Below are 21919 nucleotides of genomic sequence, written 5' to 3'. Positions count from 1 at the left end.
TCAGGTGAGGTGATCCTTACTTCATACAGGACAACCGTACTGTTAGGGTTTATGACGCCCGTCGGCGCGGACCCGTCGATGGAGGAGAACTCGATCTCGGGGAGTTGAAGTGACCAGCAAAGATTCGGTGAATTCGTTCGGAGCCCGCGACACCCTGACGGTGGGTGACGACGAATATCAGATCTACCGCCTCGACGCCGTCCCGGGCACCGAGAAACTCCCCTACAGCCTCAAGGTGCTGGCCGAAAACCTGCTGCGCACCGAGGACGGCGCCAACATCACCAAAGACCACATCACCGCGATCGCCAACTGGGACCCGGAAGCCGAGCCCAGCGTCGAGATCCAGTTCACCCCCGCCCGGGTGGTCATGCAGGACTTCACCGGCGTGCCCTGCATCGTCGACCTGGCCACCATGCGCGAAGCCGTCGCCGCCTTGGGCGGTGACCCCGCGAAGGTCAACCCGCTGGCGCCGGCCGAGCTGGTGATCGACCACTCGGTGATCCTGGACGTGTTCGGCCGCGCCGACGCCTTCGAGCGCAACGTGGAACTGGAGTACCAGCGCAACGGCGAGCGCTACCAGTTCCTGCGCTGGGGCCAGGGCGCCTTCGACGACTTCAAGGTCGTCCCGCCGGGCACCGGCATCGTCCACCAGGTCAACATCGAGTACCTGGCCCGCACCGTGATGGTGCGTGACGGGGTGGCCTACCCGGACACCTGCGTGGGCACCGACAGCCACACCACCATGGTCAACGGCCTCGGTGTGCTCGGCTGGGGCGTCGGTGGCATCGAGGCCGAGGCCGCCATGCTGGGTCAGCCGGTGTCGATGCTGATCCCCCGCGTCGTCGGGTTCAAGCTGACCGGTGAGATCAAACCGGGCGTGACCGCCACCGACGTGGTGCTCACGGTCACCGACATGCTGCGCCGGCACGGTGTGGTGGGCAAGTTCGTCGAGTTCTACGGCAAGGGCGTCGCCGAGGTGCCGCTGGCCAACCGCGCCACCCTGGGCAACATGAGCCCCGAATTCGGTTCCACCGCAGCGATTTTCCCGATCGACGACGAGACGATCAGCTACCTGCGGCTGACCGGCCGCAGCGAACAGCAGCTGGCGCTGGTGGAGGCCTACGCCAAGGCTCAGGGCATGTGGCACGACCCCGCCCGGGAGCCGGCCTACTCCGAGTACATCGAACTGGACCTGGGCACCGTGGTCCCCTCGATCGCCGGCCCCAAGCGCCCGCAGGACCGCATCGAACTCTCCGACGCAAAGACCGCCTTCCGCAAGGACATTCACAACTACGTGGGTGAGGACCGCGACGCCCCGCACAGTCAGCTCGACGAGGCGGTCGAAGAGTCGTTCCCGGCATCCGACCCCGCGGTGCTGTCCTTCGCCGACGACGACGCGGCGGTGCCCTCGGCGGCGCAGAACTGCGACGGCCGGCCCAGCAAGCCGGTCAAGGTGTCCTCGGCCGAGCGCGGTGACTTCGTGCTCGACCACGGCGCCGTCGTCGTCGCCGGGATCACCTCCTGCACCAACACCTCCAACCCCGAGGTGATGCTGGGTGCGGCGCTGCTGGCCAAGAAGGCCGTCGAGAAGGGCCTGACCTCCAAGCCGTGGGTCAAGACCAACATGGCGCCGGGCTCGCAGGTGGTGACCGACTACTACAACAAGGCCGGCCTGTGGCCGTACCTGGAGAAGCTCGGCTTCTACCTCGGCGGCTACGGCTGCACCACCTGCATCGGCAACACCGGCCCGCTGCCCGAGGAGATCTCGAAGGCCATCAACGACAACGACCTGTCGGTGACGGCGGTGCTGTCGGGCAACCGCAACTTCGAGGGCCGCATTCAGCCGGACGTGAAGATGAACTACCTGGCCTCCCCGCCGCTGGTCATCGCCTACGCCATCGCCGGGACCATGGACTTCGACTTCGCCTCCCAGCCGCTGGGCCAGGACACCGACGGCAACGACGTGTTCCTCACCGACATCTGGCCCTCCACCGCCGAGATCCAGGAGACCATCGCCTCCTCGATCGACCGCGACATGTTCACCAGCTCGTATGCCGACGTGTTCAAGGGCGACGAGCGGTGGCGCTCGCTGCCCACCCCGGAGGGCAACACCTTCGCCTGGGACGAGAAGTCGACCTACGTGCGCAAGGCGCCGTACTTCGACGGCATGCCCGCCGAGCCGGCACCGGTCGAAGACATCACCGGCGCCCGGGTCCTTGCGCTGCTGGGTGATTCGGTCACCACCGACCACATCAGCCCGGCCGGTGCGATCAAGAAGGGCACCCCGGCCGCCCAGTACCTGGAAGCCAACGGGGTCTCCCCCCGCGACTACAACTCGCTGGGTTCGCGGCGCGGCAACCACGAGGTGATGATCCGCGGCACGTTCGCCAACATCCGGCTAAGCAACCAAGTACTCGCTGGATTGGGGGAAGTTGTGTCCGGCGGCTACACCCGCGACTTCACCCAGGACGGCGGCCCGCAGGAGTTCATCTTCGACGCCGCGCAGAACTATGCGGCGCAGAACATTCCGCTGGTCGTGCTGGGCGGCAAGGAATACGGGTCGGGCTCGTCGCGCGACTGGGCCGCCAAGGGCACCGTGCTGTTGGGGGTGCGTGCGGTGATCACCGAGTCGTTCGAGCGCATCCACCGCTCCAACCTGATCGGCATGGGCGTGATCCCGCTGCAGTTCCCCGCCGGCGAGTCGGCGGCGTCGCTGAAGCTGGACGGCACCGAGGTCTTCGACATCACCGGCATCGAGGAGCTCAACAAGGGCAAGACGCCGAAGACGGTGCATGTCAAGGCCACCAAGGCCGATGGCAGTGCCGTCGAATTCGACGCGGTGGTGCGCATCGACACCCCCGGTGAAGCCGATTACTACCGCAACGGCGGCATCCTGCAGTACGTGCTGCGCAACATGCTGACCTCGAAGTAGCCCGCGTAGGCGGCGAACAGCTGATGCCCAGGGTCAGCGAGGATCACCTGGCGGCCCGGCGTCGCCAGATCCTTGACGGCGCGCGGCGGTGCTTCGCCGCCTACGGCTACGACGGGGCCACGGTGCGCCGTCTGGAGCAGACGGTCGGGCTGTCGCGGGGGGCGATCTTTCATCACTTCCGCGACAAGGACACCTTGTTCTTCGAGCTGGCCCAAGAGGATGCCGCGCAGATGGCGGAGGTGGCCGCCCGGGCCGGCCTGATCGGCGTCATGCGTGACATGCTGGCCGCGCCCGAGCAGTACGACTGGCTGGCGACCCGGCTCGAGATCGCGCGCAAACTGCGCCACGACCCCGAGTTCAGCCGTGGCTGGGCGGAGCGGTCAGCTGAATTGTCCGCTGCGACAACGGATCGGCTCAATCGGCAGAAGCTGGCCGGCCGGCTGCGCGGCGACGTTCCCGCCGACGTGTTGCACACCTATCTAGACCTGGTGCTCGACGGCCTGGTGGCCCGGCTGGCCTCCGGCGAAGACCCCCAGCGGCTGTCCGCGGTGCTCGATCTGGTCGAGGATTCGGTGCGGCAGCGCTGATTTCGCGAGAAGTCAGCGCGACCGGGTGCGGTGGTTGGGTCCGCCGCGGCTGCGCATCGCCACCCCCGACTCGAGCAGCATGCTGTGTACGGATCCATACGATCGCCCGGTTGAGGCCGCCAGGGTGCGGATGCTGGCCCCGCGCTCATAGGCGTTACGCAACTCGACCAGCTGTCGATCGCGCAGCTTGTCCGGTTTCATCGTGGCCACGTCCCCTCACCATCCCCTCGCCGACCCAACGGGTTCAGCGTAAAAAGGCGTCGGCGATACCGGGCGGCTTTGGCCGAAAAACAGCCGGCACTCAGGCCAGCTCGATCAGATCCCGGTAATCGGTCGACCAGTGGTCCTCGGTGCCGTCGGGCAGCAACACCACCCGCTGCGGGTCGAGCGCCTCGGCCGCCCCGGGGTCGTGGGTGACCAGCACGACGGCCCCGGTGTAGCTGCGCAGCGCGTCGAGCACCTGCTCCCGCGAGGCGGGGTCGAGGTTGTTGGTCGGCTCGTCGAGCAACAGCACGTTCGCGGTCGAGGCCACCAGCCCGGCCAGCGCCAGGCGGGTCTTCTCACCACCGGACAGCGTGCCGGACGGTTGGTCCAACTGCGCCCCGGTGAACATGAACGCGCCCAGCAGTCCGCGCAGATCCTGTTCGGAGGTGTTCGGTGCGGCGTGAACTGTGTTCTCCCACACCGTCGCTGCGTTATCGATGGTGTCGTGTTCCTGGGCGAAGTAGCCGATCTTGCAGCCGTGCCCGGGCTCGAGCTGACCGGCATCGGGGGTTTCAACTCCGGCCAGCACGCGCAGCAGCGTGGTCTTGCCGGCACCGTTGAGGCCCAGCACGACCACCCGCGATCCGCGGTCGATGGCCAGGTCCACGCCGCTGAACACCTCCAGCGAGCCGTACATCTTGGTCAGGCCGCTGGCCATCAGCGGAGTTTTTCCGCACGCGGCCGGAGTCGGGAACTTGATCCTGGCCACCTTGTCGGCGACCCGTTCCTCGTCCAGGGCGGCCAGCATCCGGTCGGCGCGACGCAACATGTTCTGCGCGGCAACGGCTTTGGTGGCCTTGGCGCCCAGTTTCGCGGCCTGGGTGCGCAGCGCGGCGACCTTGCGTTCGGCGTTGGCGCGCTCGCGGCGGCGGCGCTGCTCATCGGTGGCCCGGGCGTCGAGGTACTTCTGCCAGCCCATGTTGTAGACGTCGGCTTCACCGCGTACCGCGTCGAGAAACCACACCCGGTTGACCACGTCGGCCAGCAGATCCACGTCGTGACTGATCAGCACCAGTCCCCCGCTGTGGTTCTTCAAGAAGTCGCGCAGCCAGCCGATCGAATCGGCGTCGAGGTGGTTGGTCGGTTCGTCGAGCAGCAGCGTGGTGTCCGAGCCTGCTCCCCCTGCCCCGCCCTCGCCGGCGGCGAACAGGATGCGCGCCAATTCCACCCGGCGGCGCTGGCCGCCGGACAGGGTGCGCAGCGGCTGGGTCAGCACCCGCTCCGGCAGGCCCAGGCTGGTGCAGATCCGGCCCGCTTCGCTCTCGGCGGCATAGCCGCCCAGCGCGGCGAACCGCTCCTCGAGTTGGCCGTAGCGGCGGATGGCGCGGTCCCGCGCGGCGTCGTCGACGACTTCGGCCATCAACACCTGCTGCTTCTCCAGGTCGGCCAGGATGGTGTCGAGGCCGCGGGCCGAGAGCACCCGGTCCCGGGCCAGGACCTCGAGATTGCCTTCCCGGGGATCCTGCGGCAGATAGCCGACCTCGCCGGTACGGGCGATGGTGCCCGCGTACGGCTCGCCCTTACCGGCCAGGATGCGCAGCGTGGTGGTCTTGCCGGCGCCGTTGCGACCGACCAGACCGATCCGGTCGCCGGGCTGCACCCGCAACACCGATCCGACCGAGTCGAGCAGGGTGCGCGCTCCGGCGCGGACCTCCAGGTCCGTAGCGGTTATCACGCACGTACTCCTGTTGCTATTTGTCGTCGGTGCTGATTACTTGTCGTCAGTGAAGGCCGGTGGGCGCTTCTCGGCGCGCGCAGCGACGGCTTCTTCGAAGTTGCTGGTCAACAGGCGCACATAGAGCTGTCCAAGGCCCTCGGCCTGCATATGCCCCTCCAGACTACCGGCATCGAGTCCGCTCCACAGCGTCCGCTTGGTCAGTTCGGTGCCCGGCCGGGAGAACCCGGCGATCCGCTCGGCCAGCTCATAGCAGGTGTCCAGCAGATCCGGCTGCTCGACCACCCGGGAGACCAAGCCGATCCGCTCGGCCTCGGCAGCGTCGACGTCGCGGCCGGTGAGCATGATCTCGAACGCCCGCGACGCCCCGATCGCCCGCGGGAGCAGGTAGCTCAGGCCCAGTTCGCTGGCGGTCAGGCCGTTGTTGATGCCGGCCGCCCGGAAGTAGGCGTCCGTCGCGGCGACCCGGATGTCGGCTGCCAGTGCCAGGCAGAGTCCACCGCCGATCGCCGCGCCGTTGACCGCGGCGATCACCGGCTGGTGCAGCCGGCGCAGCGCCAAGATGATGTCGTCGAGCAGCTCCATCGACCGCAACCCGAAACTGGGCCGGGTCAGCCCGGCCACGTGCGGCACCGAACCGGCGGACTTGTGGTCGGCGCCCGAGGAGAATCCCCGGCCCGCCCCGGTCAGCACCACCACCCGCACCGCGTTGTCGTAGCTGATCTGCGTCAACACGTCGCGCAGCGGCACCATCACGTCGAACGCCATCGAGTTCATCCGCTCCGGGCGGTTCAGCGTGATCAGAGCGACCTGCGGACGGGGGCGTTCGACGACGACGTACTCGGATGCGGCGGTCACGGTTGCACGCTATCGCGTGCGGCGGATCAGACCTGTTCTGGCTTGTCCTGGGACGCCTGCTCGGCCAGGGCAGCCTCGACGTCGAGGTCCTTGACCTGCTGGACGAGGTGTTCCAGCGCCGCCGGCGGCAGCGCGCCGGCCTGGTTGAACACCAGGGTGCCCTTCTTGAACGCCATCAGGGTCGGGATGGACCGGATCTGGGCGGCGGCGGCCAGTTGCTGCTCGGCCTCGGTGTCGACCTTGGCGAAAACCACGTCGGGGTGCTTGTCGGAGGCGGACTCGAACGTCGGCGCGAAGGATTTACACGGCCCGCACCAAGAGGCCCAGAAGTCGACCAACACGATGTCGTTGTCGGCAATGGTTTCTTCGAATTTTGCTGCGGTGAGGTCTTGAGTTGCCATGATTGGGCCAACGCCCGGGCTTCCCGTGGTGTTCCCGGCCCGACTGGGCAGTGGCGGAGCCGCTTACACAGCGGGCTCACAGCACACAGCTAGCTGTGCGCTAACTCGGCCAGTGACGGTGGTAGCACCTGTCCGGCGGCACACCCGTCGCCGACATCGACGATCGGAGAAACGCTGATGTCCGCTCGCCCCAGCACCCTTGCCCCGGCGATGAGCACGCTCACCGGCGCCGCCGCGCTGTTCGCTGCCGCGCTGTTCGTTCCGGCGCCGGCCCACGCTGAAGGCGACCGGGTGATCGGCCCGGTGTCCTCGGTGACCGGCAGCACCTTCGAGGTGGCCAGGCCCGCCGGCGCCACCACGGTGGCCTTCAGCGACTCCACCCGCATCGTCGAGCCGGTACCTGCGCAGCTCGGCGAGATCACCGCCGGCACCTGCATCAAGGCCGGCGCCACCCCCGACAGCGCCCCGGCCGACAGCGGTGCGATCTCGGCGAAATGGGTGGCGATCAGCACTCCGGTCGACGGAAAGTGCCCGCAGCGCCCGGGCGGCGCCGACGCCCCGGCACCGCCGGCACCGCATCGGGGCGTGCGCGGCGTTGTCGACTCCGTCGCCGGCAACACCATCACCGTGACCGGCGCCGCCGGGCAGACCACCGTGACCGTCACCGACGACACCCACCTGCGCCGGATGGTCACAGCCGGCGCCGGGGTGATCAGCGACGGCAAGTGCGTCGCGGCCCGCGGCGACAGGGATGCCGACGGCGTGCTGCAGGCGACCAGGATCTCGGTCTGGGCCCCCGACGGTGGTGTCTGCCCCGAGCCGCCGCGGTAGGGAGACCGGCTCCCGCCGGCCCGTTCTCCGCGAGCGGGATCCGCACCCACGGATCCGCTTCCACACCGCGTCGATCATCTGATGCGTCTGCTTGCGGCCGGCGTCGCGCTCGCTGGCCTCCCCACGCGGCGACGCAGCGATTTCGCCTAGCTGCGACCGGGTCGTCGTAACGGAGTCGCACGGTGCCGAGGATCAATCACGGCACTATGGGTTGGTACGCAACCTGCTTTTGCGACGACGTCCTCGAGGGGTGAGGCAATGATGATGCCGGATATAGCCACCGCTGTCGGTGGCATCACCGATGGTGCGGTGCAGCTGCTGCGAGCCGGCGTGAAGGACGCAGCCGAAAGCACCGCCCGGTTGCGCGACAGTGCCACCGATGCGGTGCAGTTGCTCCTGGGCCCGGCCGTCGAGTCGGTGAGCCAATCCGCCGGCCGCTTCCTCGGTGGTTCGAGCGGCGCTTCCCGTGCCAGCGCGGCCATGCCGGTGCGCTGGCGCAGCAAGCAGCGGGTGCACCTGGACCTTGAGCAACTGCTGCCGTTTTCGCTCTGGCATGAAAATGCCGACGCGGTCGAGCAACCGGTCGCCACCATCGCCGGAGTGGCCAGCGCACACATCGAGGGAGCACTGGGCCGGCTGGTGGTCGATCTGGAGCCGGGTGCCGACTCCGACGAGGTGCTTGATGAGGTCCGCGTGGCGGTCTGTGCGGTGGCCGCCAAGGTGGGCCGGTCGGCACCGCGGTCGGCGTCGCGCACCGCGCCGTTCGCCGATCCGGGTAACCCGCTGGCGTTGCTCGTACCGATGGCCGCCGCGGTCATGGACGTGGTAGCCGTCGGTGCCGCGGTAGGTGGCTGGGTGGGCCGCCTGCCCGGCGCCCCGCTGGCCGTTCGCGGTGCCGCCGCCGTCGTCAGCCACCAACCGCGCATCGTGTCGATGCTGGAATCGCGGCTGGGCCGTGTCGGCACCGATCTCGCGCTGGCCGCCTCGCTGGCGACCACCAACGGGCTGACGCAGGCCGTCGGTGCCCCGCTGCTGGATCTGGCCCAGCGCGGCCTGCAGATCTCCGAGGCCGCGGCTCATCGGCGTCGGTGGCAGGAGCGGGAACCCCGACTGGCGTCGCCGAGACGGCCGCAGGCCGCGGTGGTTCCGGTCATTTCGTCGGCCGGACCCGAGTCGCACACGCGCCGACACAACTCGCCGGCCGCGGCGGCCGGTGAGGCCTCGCACGTCATGGTCGACGGCGCCATCGATTCCGCTATCGACACGGCGAAGGGGGCGATGGCCGGGCCGGTGGAAGAGTACGCCGACCAGGCCGCCAATGCGTCGTTGATCGCCGCAGCCGGTGCGCTGTTGGCCGGCGGCGGCGCCGACGAGGCGGCCGGCGCGATTCTGGCCGGGGTTCCGAAAGCAGCGCATCTGGGCCGGCAGGCGTTCGGTGCGGTGCTCGGCCGCGGCCTGGCCGACGCCGGACAACTCGTGTTGGACCCGGGTGCCCTGCGCCGGCTGGATCGGGTGAAGGTCATCGTCGTCGACGGTGCGGCGCTGCGCGGTGACGCGCGCGCGGTGCTGCATGCGCGTGGCGAGATGCCCGGCTGGGACGAGGACCGGGTCTATGAAGTCGCCGACGCATTACTGCACGGCGAACAGGCACCCGACCCCGACCCGGACGAGTTACCGGCTACCGGCGCTCGGCTGCGGTGGGTCCGGTCGCAGCCGTCCGCGGCGCCGGTGCAGGGGCTGGAACGCGCCGATCTGGTCGTCGACGGCGACACCGTCGGCAGGGTCAAGATCGGCTGGGAAGTCGATCCGTTCGCGGTGCCACTCCTGCAGACCGCGCATCGGACCGGAGCGCGGGTGGTACTGCGCCATGTGGCCGGCACTCAGGATCTGACCGCCAGCGTCGCCGCCAGTCACCCCGCCGGTACGCCGCTGCTGAAGTTGGTCCGCGAACTGCGTGCCGACCGCGGGCCGGTCTTGCTGATCACCGCACTGCACCGTGACTTCGCCTCGACCGACACGCTGGCGGCGCTGGCCATCGCCGATGTGGGGGTGGCCCTCGACGACCCGCAGGCAGCCACCCCGTGGAGCGCGGACATCATCACCGGCACCGACTTGGCTGCCGCAGTCCGGATCCTGTCGGCGCTGCCGGTGGCCCGGCGCGCCAGCGAATCAGCAGTGCGGCTCGCCCAGGGCGGCAGCACGCTGTCGGGGCTGTTGCTGGTCGCCGGAGACTCCCGGGGCAAACCGGGTCCGCTGAGCCTGCGGCGCTGGCTCGATCCGGTGAACGCGGCCGGTGCGGCCGCGTTGGTGGCCGGCTCCCTGTCCGCGCGCAAAGTGTTGAGCCAGCCCGACCCCACCCCGCAGCCGCTCACCGCCTGGCATGCCCTGGATCCGGAGATCGTCTATTCGCGGCTGACCGGGTCGGCGCGGCCGCTAGCCGTCGAGGTCGGTACGCCGGTCTGGCGCCGCGCCCTGGGAGACCTCTCCGATCACTCGGTGGTGGCACCGTTGCGCGGCCCGGCAGCTCGCGTGGGGCGGCTGCTGACCGCGACGCGCGAAGAGCTTGCCGATCCGCTGACCCCGATTCTGGCGGTAGGAGCCGCAGCGTCGGCGATCGTCGGCAGCAACATCGACGCCCTGCTGGTCGCGGGCGTGATGACCGCCAATGCCCTGGTCGGCGGGACGCAACGGGTGCGCGCCGAAGCGGCGGTCGCCGAACTCTTCGCCGAACAGAAAACCGTGGCGCGCCGCGTCGTTCTGCCCCCGGTAGCGACGACACAACGCCGGCTGAAAGCGGGGCGGACCTCCCGGCGCACGGTGACGGTGACCGCGAAATCGCTGCGGCCTGGCGACATCATCGACCTGGCCGCTCCCGATGTGGTGCCCGCGGATGCCCGCCTGTTGACGGCCGACGACCTCGAGGTCGACGAATCCTCGCTCACCGGCGAGTCGCTGCCGGTGGACAAACAGGTCGATCCCGTCGCCGTCGCCGACCCCGAACGGGCCAGCATGCTGTTCGAGGGCAGCACGATCATCGCCGGGCATGCCCGGGCGATCGTGGTCGCCACCGGCGCCGGCACCGCTGCGCGCCGGGCGATTTCGGCGATCGCCGACGTCGAAACGGCGGCCGGAGTGCAGGCCCGGCTGCGTGAGTTGACGGCCAAAGTGCTGCCGATGACGCTGGCCGGCGGCGCAGCGGTGACGGGTTTGGCTTTGCTGCACCGCGGACCGCTGCGCCAAGCGGTGGCCGACGGGGTGGCGATCGCGGTGGCCGCGGTCCCGGAGGGTCTGCCGCTGGTGGCGACCCTGGCGCAACTGGCTGCTGCCCAACGGCTTTCGCGCCACGGGGTGTTGGTTCGAACCCCACGCGCCGTCGAAGCGCTGGGCCGGATCGAGACCGTCTGTTTCGACAAGACCGGCACCCTGACCGAGAATCGGCTGCAAGTGGTGCGCAGTGTGGCGCCCACAGCCGCCCCGGGAGACGCCGACGGCCTTGATACCCGGGCACTTCGGGCCGCGGCGCGGGCCTGCACCCAGCCGCGTGAGGGGCAGGGCCATGCGCACGCCACCGACGAGGCCATTCTCACTGCAGCAGAGTCGCTTGCCGACCCTGTTGGTTCGGGATGGACAGTGCTTGCCGAGGTTCCGTTCGAGTCGACTCGCGGCTACGCCGCCACGATCGGCCGGCCAGACACCAACCCGCCGATACTGATGATCAAAGGTGCACCGGAAGTCATCCTGCCGCGCTGTCGTTTCGCCGATCCGGACGGCGGGTACGACCGCGCGGAGACCCTGGTGGCCAGCCTCGCCGAACAGGGGTTGCGGGTACTCGCAGTGGCGCAGCGCAGCTGGGACGGGCCTACCGCCTCGGAGACCGACACCGATGCCGACGCCGTGGATGCGGTGGCCAAGAATCTGGAGTTGATCGGCTTCATCGGGCTGGCCGACACGCTACGGCCGTCGGCACGGCCGCTGATCGAAGCACTGGGCGATGCCAAGCACAAGGTCGTGCTGATCACCGGGGATCACCCGGTGACCGCACGGGCCATCGCCCGTCAACTGGGTCTGCCCCCGGACGCACCAGAGGTCACCGGAGCCGAACTCGCCGTCGTCGACGAGGAAGGCTTCACCAATCTCGTCGCCGACGCCCAGGTCTTCGCCCGGGTCACTCCGGAACAAAAAGTGCAGATCGTCGCCGCGCTGCAGCGCAGTGGACAGGTGACTGCGATGGTCGGCGACGGTGCCAACGACGCCGCGGCGATCCGGATGGCCGACGTGGGCGTAGGCGTCAGCGGTCGCGGTTCGTCGGCGGCCCGCGGGGCCGCCGACATCGTGCTGACCGAAGATGATCTGGGGGTGCTGCTCGACGCGTTGGTCGAGGGCCGCGGCATGTGGACCGGCGTGCGCGATGCGGTTGGCGTCTTGGTCGGTGGCAACGTCGGCGAGGTGTTGTTCACGATCATCGGGACCGCGCTGGGTTCCGGGCGAGCGCCGGTGGGCACCCGCCAACTGCTGCTGGTCAACCTGCTCACCGACATGTTCCCCGCGCTGGCAGTGGCCGTCACCCCGCAGTACCCGCAACCCGACGAAGATGAGGGACCCGACCGGGCGGAGGAGGAGGCCGAACGCGCCCACCAGCGCGCGATCCTCTCGGCGCCGGCCCCCTCGCTGGACGCGTCGCTGATGCGCCACATCATCACCCGCGGCGCGGTCACCGCTGCGGGCGCAACCGGCGCCTGGGCGATCGGGAGGTGGACGCCGGGCACCGAGCGGCGGACGGCCACCATGGGGCTGACCGCCCTGGTCGGAACGCAGTTGGTGCAGACGCTCCTGACGCGGCGGCACAGCCCACTGGTGGTGGCAACTGCACTGGGCAGCGCGGTGGTGTTGGTCGGAATCGTCCAGACCCCGGTCATCAGCCAGTTCTTCGGGTGCACGCCACTGGGCCCGGTCGCCTGGGCCGGGGTGGGCGCCGCTACCGGCGCCGCCACTGCCCTTTCGCTGCTGGCGCCGACTGCGCTGGCGAAAACGATCGGAGTCGCCGACGTCGATACCGGTTAGCGGCCCTGCAGCAAGACAGCCGCCCCGCGGCTACCCCAGCACCTTCCCGTAGGTCTGCCGGCCCATCAGGTAGGTCGCCTCGACCGCGACGTCGCGCAGGTCGGTCGGCGGCACCCGACGTGGATTGTGCGAGAGCACCACCAGATCGGCGTACTTGCCTTGCTCCAGGCTGCCGATCTCGGTGTCCAGCCGCAGCTGCCAGGCAGCGTTCAACGTCTGCGCCCGCAGCGCCGCGTCGACACTGATGCGCTGCTCGGGGGCCAGCACCCGGCCGCCGCTGCCCTTGGCGACCCGGTTCACCGCGGTGGCGATGTTGCCGATCGGGTCGGGCGGGGTGACGGTGCCGTCGTTGTGGAACGAAACGCGCAGCCCCGCATCGAAAGCCGAGCGCGCCGACATCCAGTGTGCCCCGTGATCCGGACCGAATAGCTTGTCCACCAACACATCTCCCCAAAAGTAGATGTGCTCGATGAACAGGCTCGGGGTGACACCCAGGCGCGCGGCGCGGGCGAACTGATCGGGCCGCATGGCGCCGACGTGTTCGAGCCGGGGCCGCAGTGCCGGCGGCACCTGCGCCTGTTCGAAGGCGTCCAGCACGACGTCGATCGCGGCGTCACCATGCACATGGCAGGAGACCTGCCAGCGCTGATCGATGAACGCCTTCGCCAGCTGCTGGATCTGCTCGGGCGGGTAATTCATCCCGCCGCGATGATCGGGGCCCAGCCCCATGCGCGCCGTGGTGGCGTTGGTCAGGTACGGGAACGTGGTGAAGATGTTGCCCTGCCACGGCGATCCGTCGGCCCAGATCTTCATCCCGATCTTGTCGAACAGCACGTCCGCGCCGGCCCGCTTGCCGCGCACATTGTTCGAATCCTCGGCAAGCTCGGCCGTCCCGATCTCATAGGCACGCACGCGCACCGCGCAGTCGGACTGCTGGGCCAGCTTGCCGAACACCTCGGATTGCGAACGCGCATCGTAGGAATGCTCGGTGGCGGTCGCGATACCCGCGCGGGCCAGCTGGGCGTAGGCCCAGCGCAGGTTGTCGCCGGCGTTGGCCATGATCGCACCGGAGAACGGCGCGGTCAGCGCCATCAGCGCCGCCGCCTCGCGCACCTCGCCACTCAGCTGCCCGTCGGGGCTGTGCAGATACTGCGCCCCGGCCGGGTTGGGGGTGGTCTTGGTGATCCCGGCCGCGGCGAACGCGGCGGTGTTGGCGTAGCCGGCGTGGCCGCTGTTGGTGATGATGACGACGGGGTTGTGCGGGGCCAGCCGGTCCAGCTCGGTGCGGGTGAACGGCCCCAGTCCGGTCTGCAGCAGCGGGTCCACCCCGTTGAGCAGGATCGGCTGGCCCTTGGGCGTGTCGGCTACGGCCTCGTTGAGCTTTTCGAACACGCCGCCGGCGGTCGAGACCGTGAACGGCCGCACATCGATGGCCGGCGGCGCCAAGGTGGTGCCCATCTCGAACGGGTGGCCGTGCGGTTCCACGAACGCCGGCAGCAAGGCCCGCCCGCGCAGGTCGATGACCTTGGTCTCCGACCCTCGCAGCGCCAGCACCTCATCGGCCGTGCCCACCTTGCTGATCCGCGCTCCGGTAACCGCGAGTGCCTCGGCCTCAGGACGCCCCGGCGCCACTGTCACCACCGGACCGCCGATGAAGATGGTGTCGGCGCCCGGGCCGCGCGATCCGCATCCCGCGAGCCCGCCGACTGCCGTGCCGGCCGCCGCAGCGGCCATCCCCGCCAGGAACCGTCGCCTGCTCGTCGTCACCGTGTGTCTGTTCTTCCTCAGTCGCAGTCGACCGCCGCCGCCCACGGCCTTATGCGGTTCACGCGACGAGTATGGCAGCGACCCGCCCGCTTCCACCGACCAGCCACCCGGGGGCGGCATCAGGTCAGGTCGTCGTGGTCACCGCGCGCCCACGCGGCGTGCCGGTCCGCCGAGAACCGGACCGCGGCGGCGCCGTCGGTGTCGATAGCGTTGTCCACCAGCCCGTAAATACGGTCGAAGCGCAGGTCCGCCAGGGTGTCGGCCATCCGGTGCGCCACCGCGGCCGACAACGGAATCCGATTCGGATAGCTGCGCAGGAAGGCCACGGTGCGCCGGTCCGGGTTCGGGAAGATGGTGTCGCCGACCAGCAGCACACCGCGCCCGTCGGCGCCGTCGTCCCAGCAGGCCACCGCACTGCCGGGAAAGTGGCCGCCGACCTCGATGACCGCCAGCGTCGGCGTGAGCTGCAACCGGCCCGACCAGTAGCTGATCACCGGGTCCGGTCGCATCACCCACGGCGCGTCGGCGGCGTTGACATACACCGGCACCCCACCGAGCCGGCGGCTCCACTGGACCTGCGCGCCGAACATGTGCGGATGGCTCGCGACGATCCCAACGACTGGGCCGTGCTCGGTCACCGCGGCCACCGCGGCATCGTCGAGAAAGCCTGAAGGGTCCCACAGCACGTTTCCGCCCGCGGTGCACACCAGCTTGCCGAGCTGACCGATGCCGACCGGCGGGGTGCTGCCGATCGCGATCAGCCCGGGTTCCAGGGTGGCAACGGTGGATCGCACACCCTCAGCGGCCAGCTCCTCAAGCGTGGCCCACTGCTGACCCGCGGCCGGCACCCACTGCCGCTCGTCGGCGCAGATCGCGCAGACATCCGGCGTGGCATCGTGCTCGACGCCGCATGTCCGGCACAGCCAGAACACGCGGCCGGCTCCGCTTTAGACTGTGAAGCCGACGGCGCGCATCATCTCGCGGCCCTCGTCGGTGATCTTGTCCGGTCCCCAGGCCGGCTCCCACACCCAGGACAGGTCGAGCTTTTTGACCAGGCCCGCGCCCACGGTCGCGTTCTCGACCTGCTCGGCGATCATGTCCTGCAGCGGGCAGGCCGGCGAGGTGAGCGTCATGGTCACCACGGCGGCGGAACCGTCCTCGTCCTGCCGGATCGACAAGTCATAGACCAGTCCCAGGTCCATGACGTTGATGCCGATCTCGGGGTCGATGACATCGTGCATCGACTCTTCGACCTCGGCGAGCAGCTCCTCGGGTGCGGTTTCGCTCATTGCTTCATCTCCTGGGTTGTCACACTGGCGGATGCCAGCGCGTGTTCTTCCGTATTCGCGAGCGCTTGGGCCAGCGCGTCTTTGAACGCCATCCAGCCGAGCAGCGCGCACTTGACCCGCGCCGGGTACTTGGCCACCCCGGCGAACGCGACACCGTCGCCGAGCACGTCCTCGTCGCCCGCCACGGTCCCCCGCGACGAGATCATCTCGTGGAACGCGTCGAACTTTGACAAGGCTTGCGGCACAGTCAATCCGATCACCTCGGAGGCCAGCACTGAGGTGGCCGCCTGCGAGATCGAGCAGCCCTGCCCGTCGTAGGAGATGTCGGCGATCTGCTCACCGCCGGCCGACAGCGCCACCCGCAGCGTCAACTCGTCACCGCAGGTCGGGTTGACGTGGTGCACCTCGGCGCCGTACGGCTCCCGCAGACCGCGGTGCTGCGGGTGCTTGTAGTGATCGAGGATCACTTCCTGATAGAACTGCTCCAGACGCATCCGGTCACACTCCGCCGAAGAATTTCACGGCCCGGCGGATTCCCGCCAGCAGTCGCTCGACCTCGTCATGGGTGTTGTACACCGCGAACGACGCCCGGGCGGTGGCCGCCACATTGAACTTGCGGTGCAACGGCATGGCGCAGTGGTGGCCCACCCGCACCGCGACACCGTCGTCGTCGAGCACCTGCCCGACATCGTGGGCGTGCACGCCGTCGATCACGAACGAGACGGGCGACCCGCGGTCGGTCATCGTCGTCGGCCCGACGATGCGCACCCCGTCGATTTCAGCGAGGCCCTCGAGGGTGGCGGCCACCAGCTCGTGCTCGTGAGCCTCCACCACGTCCATCCCGATCGCGTCCAGGTAGCGCGCGGCCGCGGCCAGCCCGACCACCTGCGAGGTCATCGGTGTACCGGCCTCGAAACGTTGCGGCGGCGGCGCGTACGTGCTCGTTGACATCGTCACGGTCTCGATCATCGATCCGCCGGTGAGGAACGGCGGCAGCGCCGCCAGCAGCTCGCGGCGGCCGTAGAGCACCCCGATGCCGTTGGGGCCCAGCATCTTGTGACCCGAGAACGCCGCGAAATCAACACCGAGTCCATGCAGGTCGACCGGCTGGTGCGGCACGGACTGGCAGGCGTCCAACACGGTCAGCGCGCCGACGGCCTTGGCTCGCGACACCAGTTCGGCGACCGGCGCCAGTGCCCCGGTCACATTCGAATGATGGGTGAACGCAACGACTTTCACCCGCTCATCGAGCTTGAGCGAGTCCAGGTCGATACGCCCGTCGGGCGTCACCTCGTACCACCGCAACGTCGCACCGGTGCGCCGCGCCAGCTCCTGCCACGGAATCAGGTTGGCGTGGTGCTCCAGCTCGGTGGTGACGATGACGTCGCCCGGGCCGACCGCGTTCTCCAAGCGGTCGTCGCCGAGCGCATAGGACACCAGGTTCAGCGATTCGGTGGCGTTCTTGGTGAACACCAACTCGTCCGGGCCGGCGCCCACGAAGCTCTCGATGGCGGACCGACCGTCCTCGTAGGCGTCGGTGGCCTCCTCCATCAGCTGATGCGCGCCGCGGTGCACCGCACCGTTGGAGTTCAGCAGGAAGTCCCGCTCGGCGTCGAGCACCTGCAGCGGGCGCTGCGAGGTGGCGCCGGAATCGAGATAGGCCAGTCGGCTTCCGCCGCGCATGACGCGATTCAGGATCGGGAAGTCCGCCCGGATCGCGTCCAGGTCCGGCGCCGCCGGACGACTGACCGAAAGTGTCATGCTCAGGCCTCCGCCGCGGCCTCGGCCTGGGTGAAGCGCTCGTAGCCGTTCTCCTCCAGCTCGTTGGCCAGTTCCGGGCCGCCGGACTCGACGATGCGCCCGCCAGCGAAGACGTGCACGAACTGCGGCTGGATGTAACGCAGGATGCGGGTGTAGTGCGTGATCAGCAGTACGCCGCCGTTCTCGGCGTCCCGGTAGCGGTTCACGCCTTCGCTGACCACCCGCAGCGCGTCGACGTCCAGACCCGAGTCGGTCTCGTCGAGGATGGCGATCTTGGGCTTGAGCAGGCTCAACTGCAGGATCTCGTGGCGCTTCTTCTCCCCGCCGGAGAAGCCCTCGTTGACGTTGCGCTCGGCGAAACCGGAGTCGATACCCAGCTCGGCGAAGGCCGCCCGCTGCTCCTTGATCCAGGCGCGCAGCTTCGGTGCCTCCCCGCGTACCGCGGTCACCGCGGTGCGCAGGAAGTTCGACATCGACACCCCCGGCACCTCGACCGGATACTGCATCGCCAGAAACAGGCCGGCCCGAGCACGCTCGTCCACGGTCATCTCCAGCACGCTCTCACCGTCGAGGGTGATCGACCCGGAAGTCACCGTGTACTTGGGGTGGCCGGCGATCGCGTACGACAGGGTGGACTTGCCCGACCCGTTCGGGCCCATCAGGGCATGCGTCTCACCGGAGTTCACCGTCAGGTCGACGCCGTGCAGGATCGGGATCGCCGAGCTGCCGTCGGCGCCGCCCGGCGACACACTCACGTGCAGATCCTTGATTTCCAGTGTGCTCATTGCTGTTTCGTGTCCTTTAAGTCGTTTACTTGTTCTCGGTGATCGCGAGTTCACGCTCGACGGCGTCGGTGAGGCGCTCCTGGATGAAGGCCACCGGGATCTTGGAGATGATCTCGCCGAAGAAACCGCGCACGATCAGGCGCCGGGCCTGGTCTTCCGGGATGCCGCGGGCCTGCAGGTAGAACAGCTGTAGGTCGTCGAATCGGCCGGTGGCGCTGGCGTGGCCGGCCTGGACGATCTCGCCGGTCTCGATCTCCAGGTTGGGGATCGAATCCGCCCGGGCACCGTCGGCCAGGATCAGATTGCGGTTCACCTCGAAGGTGTCGGTGCCCACGCCGGCCGCGCGGATCAGCACGTCGCCGACCCAGACGGTGTGCGCGTCCGGCCGTGCCGAATCCGGGTCGCCCTGTAGCGCACCCTTGTAGAGCACGTTGGAGCGGCAGTTGGGCTGGCTGTGGTCGACCAGCAGCCGCGATTCGAGGTGCTGGCCGTCGTCGGCGAAGTACAGGCCGAGCAGCTCGGCGTCGCCGCCCGGTCCGTCGAACCGGACCCGCCCGGTCAGCCGCACCAACTCGCCGCCCAGCTGTACCGCGGTGTGGCGCAGCACCGCGTCCTTGCCGAGCACCGCGTGGTGCATGCTGACGTGCACCAGGTCGTCGGCCGCTGCCTCGATGATCCACACCACCGTGAGCTGCGCAGCATCGCCGACGACGAATTCGACGTTGTCGGCATAGGTTCCGCTGCCCCGCACGTCGATTACCACCGTCGCGCGGGACAGTTCCTCGGCGCGCAGCTGCAGATGCCCGTAGGCGGTGGCACCCGCACCGGGACCGGTGACGGTGATGGTGATCGGTTCCTCGACGCTGGTGTCCTTGGGAACGGTGACCACCGTCGCGTCGCCGAACGCCGAGAAAGCTTGGGCAGCAATACGATCCGCGGGCACACCGGCTGCACCCAGCCGGTCGTCGCCGCGCTGCACGGTCTCGGTCCGCACCGCCGTGTCCGCGGAAACCTCGATCGTGGCGGAGGCGTCGGCGACCGCGGAGCCGTCGTGCAGGCCACGCAGCCGGCGCAGCGGGGTGAACCGCCATGCCTCGTCGCGACCGTGCGGCACCTCGAAGGCGTCCACGTCGAACGAGGTGAACGCGGTGCCCTTGTTGATGCTTTCGGCGGCCTCGGTGAGGTTGGCAGCCGGGTTTGGACTCAAACCAGTCGAAGCCACTAGCCCACCGAGCCTTCCATTTGCAGCTGGATCAGCTTGTTGAGCTCCAGCGCGTACTCCATCGGCAGTTCCTTGGCGATCGGCTCGACGAAGCCGCGCACCACCATCGCCATCGCCTCGTCCTCGGTCAGGCCCCGGCTCATCAGGTAGAACAGCTGATTCTCGCTGACCTTCGACACGGTGGCCTCGTGGCCCACGGTGACGTCGTCTTCTCGGATGTCGACGTAGGGGTAGGTGTCGCTGCGGCTGACGTCGTCGACCAGCAGCGCGTCACACTTCACGCTGGACTTCGCCCCCTGCGCGCCCTTGTGGATCTCCACCAGGCCCCGATAGGAGGATCGGCCGCCGCTGCGCGCCACCGACTTCGAGACGATGTTGGACGAGGTGTTGGGCGCCAGATGCAGCATCTTGGCGCCGGTGTCCTGGTGCTGGTCCTCGCCGGCGAACGCGACCGAGAGCACCTCGCCCTTGGCGTGCTCGCCGGTCATCCACACCGCCGGGTACTTCATGGTCACCTTGGAGCCGATGTTGCCGTCGACCCACTCCATCGTGGCGCCCTCTTCGGCCCGCGCCCGCTTAGTGACCAGGTTGTAGACGTTGACCGACCAGTTCTGGATGGTGGTGTAGCGGCAGCGGCCGCGCGGCTTGACGACGATCTCCACCACCGCCGAGTGCAGCGAGTCGCTCGAGTACACCGGGGCGGTGCAACCCTCGATGTAGTGCACGTAGGCGTCTTCGTCGACGATGATCAGGGTGCGCTCGAACTGGCCCATGTTCTCGGTGTTGATCCGGAAGTAGGCCTGCAGCGGGATGTCGACGTGCACACCCTTGGGCACGTAGATGAACGATCCGCCGCTCCACACCGCGGTGTTCAGCGCCGAGAACTTGTTGTCCCCGGCCGGAATCACGGTGGCGAAGTACTCCCGGAACAGCTCCTCGTGCTCTTTGAGCGCGGTGTCGGTGTCGAGGAAGATCACGCCCTGGGCTTCCAGGTCCTCGCGAATCTTGTGGTAGACGACCTCGGACTCGTACTGGGCCGCCACCCCACCGATGTAGCGCTGCTTCTCGGCCTCCGGGATGCCCAGCCGGTCATAGGTGTTGCGGATGTCCTCGGGCAGGTCCTCCCAGGTCTGGGCCTGCTTCTCGGTGGACCGGACGAAGTACTTGATGTTGTCGAAGTCGATGCCGGACAGATCCGAGCCCCAGTTGGGCATCGGCTTCTTCATGAACGTCCGGTAGGCCCGCAGCCGGGCCTCAAGCATCCACTCCGGCTCGTTCTTCTTCGCCGAGATGTCGCGCACCACGTCCTCGGACAGGCCACGCTGGGCGGCGGCGCCCGCGGCATCGGTGTCAGCCCAACCGTATTCGTACCGGCCCAGCGACGCGATCGTCTCTTCCTGGGTGCTCGGCTCGACCGCTGCTGCGGTGGCCTCCGGTGTGAGTGTCATGGTGACGCTCCTTCAGTGCTCGTGATGGCTTCGGCGCAGGCGGTGCGCCGAAGGTCGATCGGTGCTACTAGTGCTGTTTTTTGGCGGTCCCGGCCTTGCCGGGTTTGGCGGTCTTGCCGGCCCGGACGGACTTGGCGCTCTTGTTGATCAGCGGTACGTGGGTGGTGCAGACGTATCCGCCGTCGGCGATGGTCGCCAGCCGCTGCACGTGAGTGCCCAGCACTTCGGCCATCGCCTGCCGCTCGGCCCGGCACAGTTCCGGGAACTCCTTGGCGACATTGGCCACCGGGCAATGGTGCTGCAGGATTTGCACCCCGGGAACACCGCCCTCCACCCGCGCGGTGGAGGCGGCATAACCGGCGTCGGTCAGCGCCGCGGCGATCCGTTCGGCGGTGACCTCCAGATCCTCGTCGGCGTCGGTGTCAGCACCGGCGGCAACCTCGGCGACCTCGGACAAGATGGTGTCGATGCGCTGGCGGGCGAAGGCGACCACCGCGTCCTCGCCGCCGATCTCGCGCAGTTGGCGCATCGCGGCCACCGCCAGGTCGTCGTAGCGGTGCCCGAGCTTGCCCCGGCCGGCGGCGGTGAGCTGGAACCGCTTGGCCGGACGCCCGCGCCCCACCTGCTGCCAGGACGCCGGCGCGTGCGCCTCGGCGTCACCCATCTCGATCAGGGCGTCCAGGTGGCGCCGCACCCCGGCGGCCGACAGCCCCAGCTGGGCGCCGATCTCACCGGCGGTGATGGACCCGGACTCCATCAGCAGACGCACCACGGCCTGGCGGGTGGGGCCCTCGGGTGAATCATGGCTGCCGGCGAGGTCCGCGGCCGGCTGAGGCCCAGGCAATACCGCACCGCCGGGACGGTGCCCGGCGGATTCGGTGGCGGCGTTCGCCTCGGCCTTGAATTTCACAACACCAGTGTGACGCAATTCCGCGGCCGGGTCCAGAAAGGGTTACCTCAGTTCGGCCGGAATCGGCAGTTGCGCTGATCACACTCCGCTGTTGTCCGGACGGCCCCGAGGATCTCGGGGACGGGCCG

The 21919-nt window shown here is 69.0% G+C and carries 17 protein-coding genes; 4 read left to right on the top strand and 13 right to left on the bottom strand.

The window, feature by feature from the left end:
* Window positions 1-109: 109 nt before the first annotated feature.
* A complete protein-coding gene (gene acnA / locus AC5Y31_RS20295) occupies window positions 110-2932 on the top strand; it encodes an aconitate hydratase AcnA (protein WP_499982527.1) in 2823 nt (940 codons plus the stop codon).
* Between the two features lie 23 nt (window positions 2933-2955).
* Window positions 2956-3519 (top strand): TetR/AcrR family transcriptional regulator, encoded by a 564-nt coding sequence (locus tag AC5Y31_RS20290; protein ID WP_499982525.1) that lies wholly within the window; start codon window positions 2956-2958, stop codon window positions 3517-3519.
* A 12-nt stretch (window positions 3520-3531) separates the two neighbouring features.
* On the opposite strand, the gene AC5Y31_RS20285 is transcribed toward AC5Y31_RS20290, so the two are convergent.
* From AC5Y31_RS20285 to trxA, 4 genes are all read right to left on the bottom strand, one after another.
* Window positions 3532-3720 (bottom strand): helix-turn-helix domain-containing protein, encoded by a 189-nt coding sequence (locus tag AC5Y31_RS20285; RefSeq protein WP_499982565.1) that lies wholly within the window; start codon window positions 3718-3720, stop codon window positions 3532-3534.
* Between the two features lie 100 nt (window positions 3721-3820).
* Window positions 3821-5458, bottom strand: a complete 1638-nt coding sequence (locus AC5Y31_RS20280; protein WP_499982524.1) for an ABC-F family ATP-binding cassette domain-containing protein — start codon at window positions 5456-5458, stop codon at window positions 3821-3823.
* 36 nt (window positions 5459-5494) lie between these two features.
* Window positions 5495-6316, bottom strand: a complete 822-nt coding sequence (locus tag AC5Y31_RS20275; protein ID WP_499982522.1) for an enoyl-CoA hydratase — start codon at window positions 6314-6316, stop codon at window positions 5495-5497.
* Window positions 6317-6342: 26 nt separating this feature from the next.
* On the bottom strand, window positions 6343-6717 hold the full coding sequence (gene trxA / locus AC5Y31_RS20270; RefSeq protein WP_499982519.1) for a thioredoxin: 375 nt from the start codon (window positions 6715-6717) through the stop codon (window positions 6343-6345).
* A 177-nt stretch (window positions 6718-6894) separates the two neighbouring features.
* Here trxA and AC5Y31_RS20265 point away from each other — a divergent pair, with 177 nt between their 5' ends.
* The gene (locus AC5Y31_RS20265; RefSeq protein ID WP_499982517.1) at window positions 6895-7548 is read left to right on the top strand and encodes a DUF5666 domain-containing protein; all 654 of its coding nucleotides are present in this window, start codon (window positions 6895-6897) and stop codon (window positions 7546-7548) included.
* A gap of 258 nt (window positions 7549-7806) precedes the next feature.
* Window positions 7807-12609, top strand: coding sequence for a cation-translocating P-type ATPase (locus AC5Y31_RS20260; RefSeq protein WP_499982515.1), 4803 nt, complete (start codon window positions 7807-7809; stop codon window positions 12607-12609).
* 30 nt (window positions 12610-12639) lie between these two features.
* On the opposite strand, the gene AC5Y31_RS20255 is transcribed toward AC5Y31_RS20260, so the two are convergent.
* From AC5Y31_RS20255 to AC5Y31_RS20215, 9 genes are all read right to left on the bottom strand, one after another.
* Window positions 12640-14376: an amidohydrolase gene (locus AC5Y31_RS20255; protein WP_499982511.1), complete on the bottom strand. Its 1737-nt coding sequence runs from the start codon at window positions 14374-14376 to the stop codon at window positions 12640-12642.
* A gap of 119 nt (window positions 14377-14495) precedes the next feature.
* On the bottom strand, window positions 14496-15308 hold the full coding sequence (locus tag AC5Y31_RS20250) for an MBL fold metallo-hydrolase (RefSeq protein WP_499982509.1): 813 nt from the start codon (window positions 15306-15308) through the stop codon (window positions 14496-14498).
* A gap of 15 nt (window positions 15309-15323) precedes the next feature.
* Window positions 15324-15665, bottom strand: a complete 342-nt coding sequence (locus tag AC5Y31_RS20245; RefSeq protein WP_064853875.1) for a metal-sulfur cluster assembly factor — start codon at window positions 15663-15665, stop codon at window positions 15324-15326.
* The gene (sufU, locus tag AC5Y31_RS20240) at window positions 15662-16159 is read right to left on the bottom strand and encodes a Fe-S cluster assembly sulfur transfer protein SufU (RefSeq protein ID WP_499982507.1); all 498 of its coding nucleotides are present in this window, start codon (window positions 16157-16159) and stop codon (window positions 15662-15664) included. The genes AC5Y31_RS20245 and sufU overlap by 4 nt, the downstream gene beginning before the upstream one ends.
* Before the next feature lie 4 nt (window positions 16160-16163).
* Window positions 16164-17426, bottom strand: a complete 1263-nt coding sequence (locus AC5Y31_RS20235; protein ID WP_065022718.1) for a cysteine desulfurase — start codon at window positions 17424-17426, stop codon at window positions 16164-16166.
* Window positions 17427-17428: 2 nt separating this feature from the next.
* Window positions 17429-18211: a Fe-S cluster assembly ATPase SufC gene (gene sufC, locus AC5Y31_RS20230; RefSeq protein WP_499982505.1), complete on the bottom strand. Its 783-nt coding sequence runs from the start codon at window positions 18209-18211 to the stop codon at window positions 17429-17431.
* A 25-nt stretch (window positions 18212-18236) separates the two neighbouring features.
* On the bottom strand, window positions 18237-19433 hold the full coding sequence (gene sufD / locus AC5Y31_RS20225) for a Fe-S cluster assembly protein SufD (RefSeq protein WP_499982504.1): 1197 nt from the start codon (window positions 19431-19433) through the stop codon (window positions 18237-18239).
* Entirely contained in the window at window positions 19433-20881 is a 1449-nt protein-coding gene (gene sufB / locus AC5Y31_RS20220; protein WP_065022721.1) for a Fe-S cluster assembly protein SufB, read from the bottom strand. Before sufB ends, sufD begins: the two co-directional genes overlap by 1 nt.
* A 67-nt stretch (window positions 20882-20948) precedes the next feature.
* Window positions 20949-21725 carry a helix-turn-helix transcriptional regulator gene (locus AC5Y31_RS20215; RefSeq protein ID WP_499982563.1) on the bottom strand — a complete coding sequence of 259 codons (777 nt, stop codon included), beginning with the start codon at window positions 21723-21725 and terminating at the stop codon, window positions 20949-20951.
* Window positions 21726-21919: the final 194 nt, after the last annotated feature.

Source organism: Mycobacterium sp. NGS18, from assembly GCF_059813185.1.
Note: the sequence above shows the minus strand (reverse complement) of the source record. Positions and strands in the feature narration are given on the sequence as shown.

Excerpts from the sequence above, each read along its gene's own strand:
- AC5Y31_RS20290 (WP_499982525.1), top strand. The coding sequence starts at position 2,956 with ATGCCCAGGGTCAGCGAGGATCACCTGGCGGCCCGGCGTCGCCAGATC.
- AC5Y31_RS20285 (WP_499982565.1), bottom strand. The coding sequence starts at position 3,720 with ATGAAACCGGACAAGCTGCGCGATCGACAGCTGGTCGAGTTGCGTAAC.
- trxA (WP_499982519.1), bottom strand. The coding sequence starts at position 6,717 with ATGGCAACTCAAGACCTCACCGCAGCAAAATTCGAAGAAACCATTGCC.
- AC5Y31_RS20265 (WP_499982517.1), top strand. The coding sequence starts at position 6,895 with ATGTCCGCTCGCCCCAGCACCCTTGCCCCGGCGATGAGCACGCTCACC.
- AC5Y31_RS20260 (WP_499982515.1), top strand. The coding sequence starts at position 7,807 with ATGATGATGCCGGATATAGCCACCGCTGTCGGTGGCATCACCGATGGT.
- AC5Y31_RS20245 (WP_064853875.1), bottom strand. The coding sequence starts at position 15,665 with ATGAGCGAAACCGCACCCGAGGAGCTGCTCGCCGAGGTCGAAGAGTCG.
- sufU (WP_499982507.1), bottom strand. The coding sequence starts at position 16,159 with ATGCGTCTGGAGCAGTTCTATCAGGAAGTGATCCTCGATCACTACAAG.
- AC5Y31_RS20235 (WP_065022718.1), bottom strand. The coding sequence starts at position 17,426 with ATGACACTTTCGGTCAGTCGTCCGGCGGCGCCGGACCTGGACGCGATC.
- sufC (WP_499982505.1), bottom strand. The coding sequence starts at position 18,211 with ATGAGCACACTGGAAATCAAGGATCTGCACGTGAGTGTGTCGCCGGGC.
- sufB (WP_065022721.1), bottom strand. The coding sequence starts at position 20,881 with ATGACACTCACACCGGAGGCCACCGCAGCAGCGGTCGAGCCGAGCACC.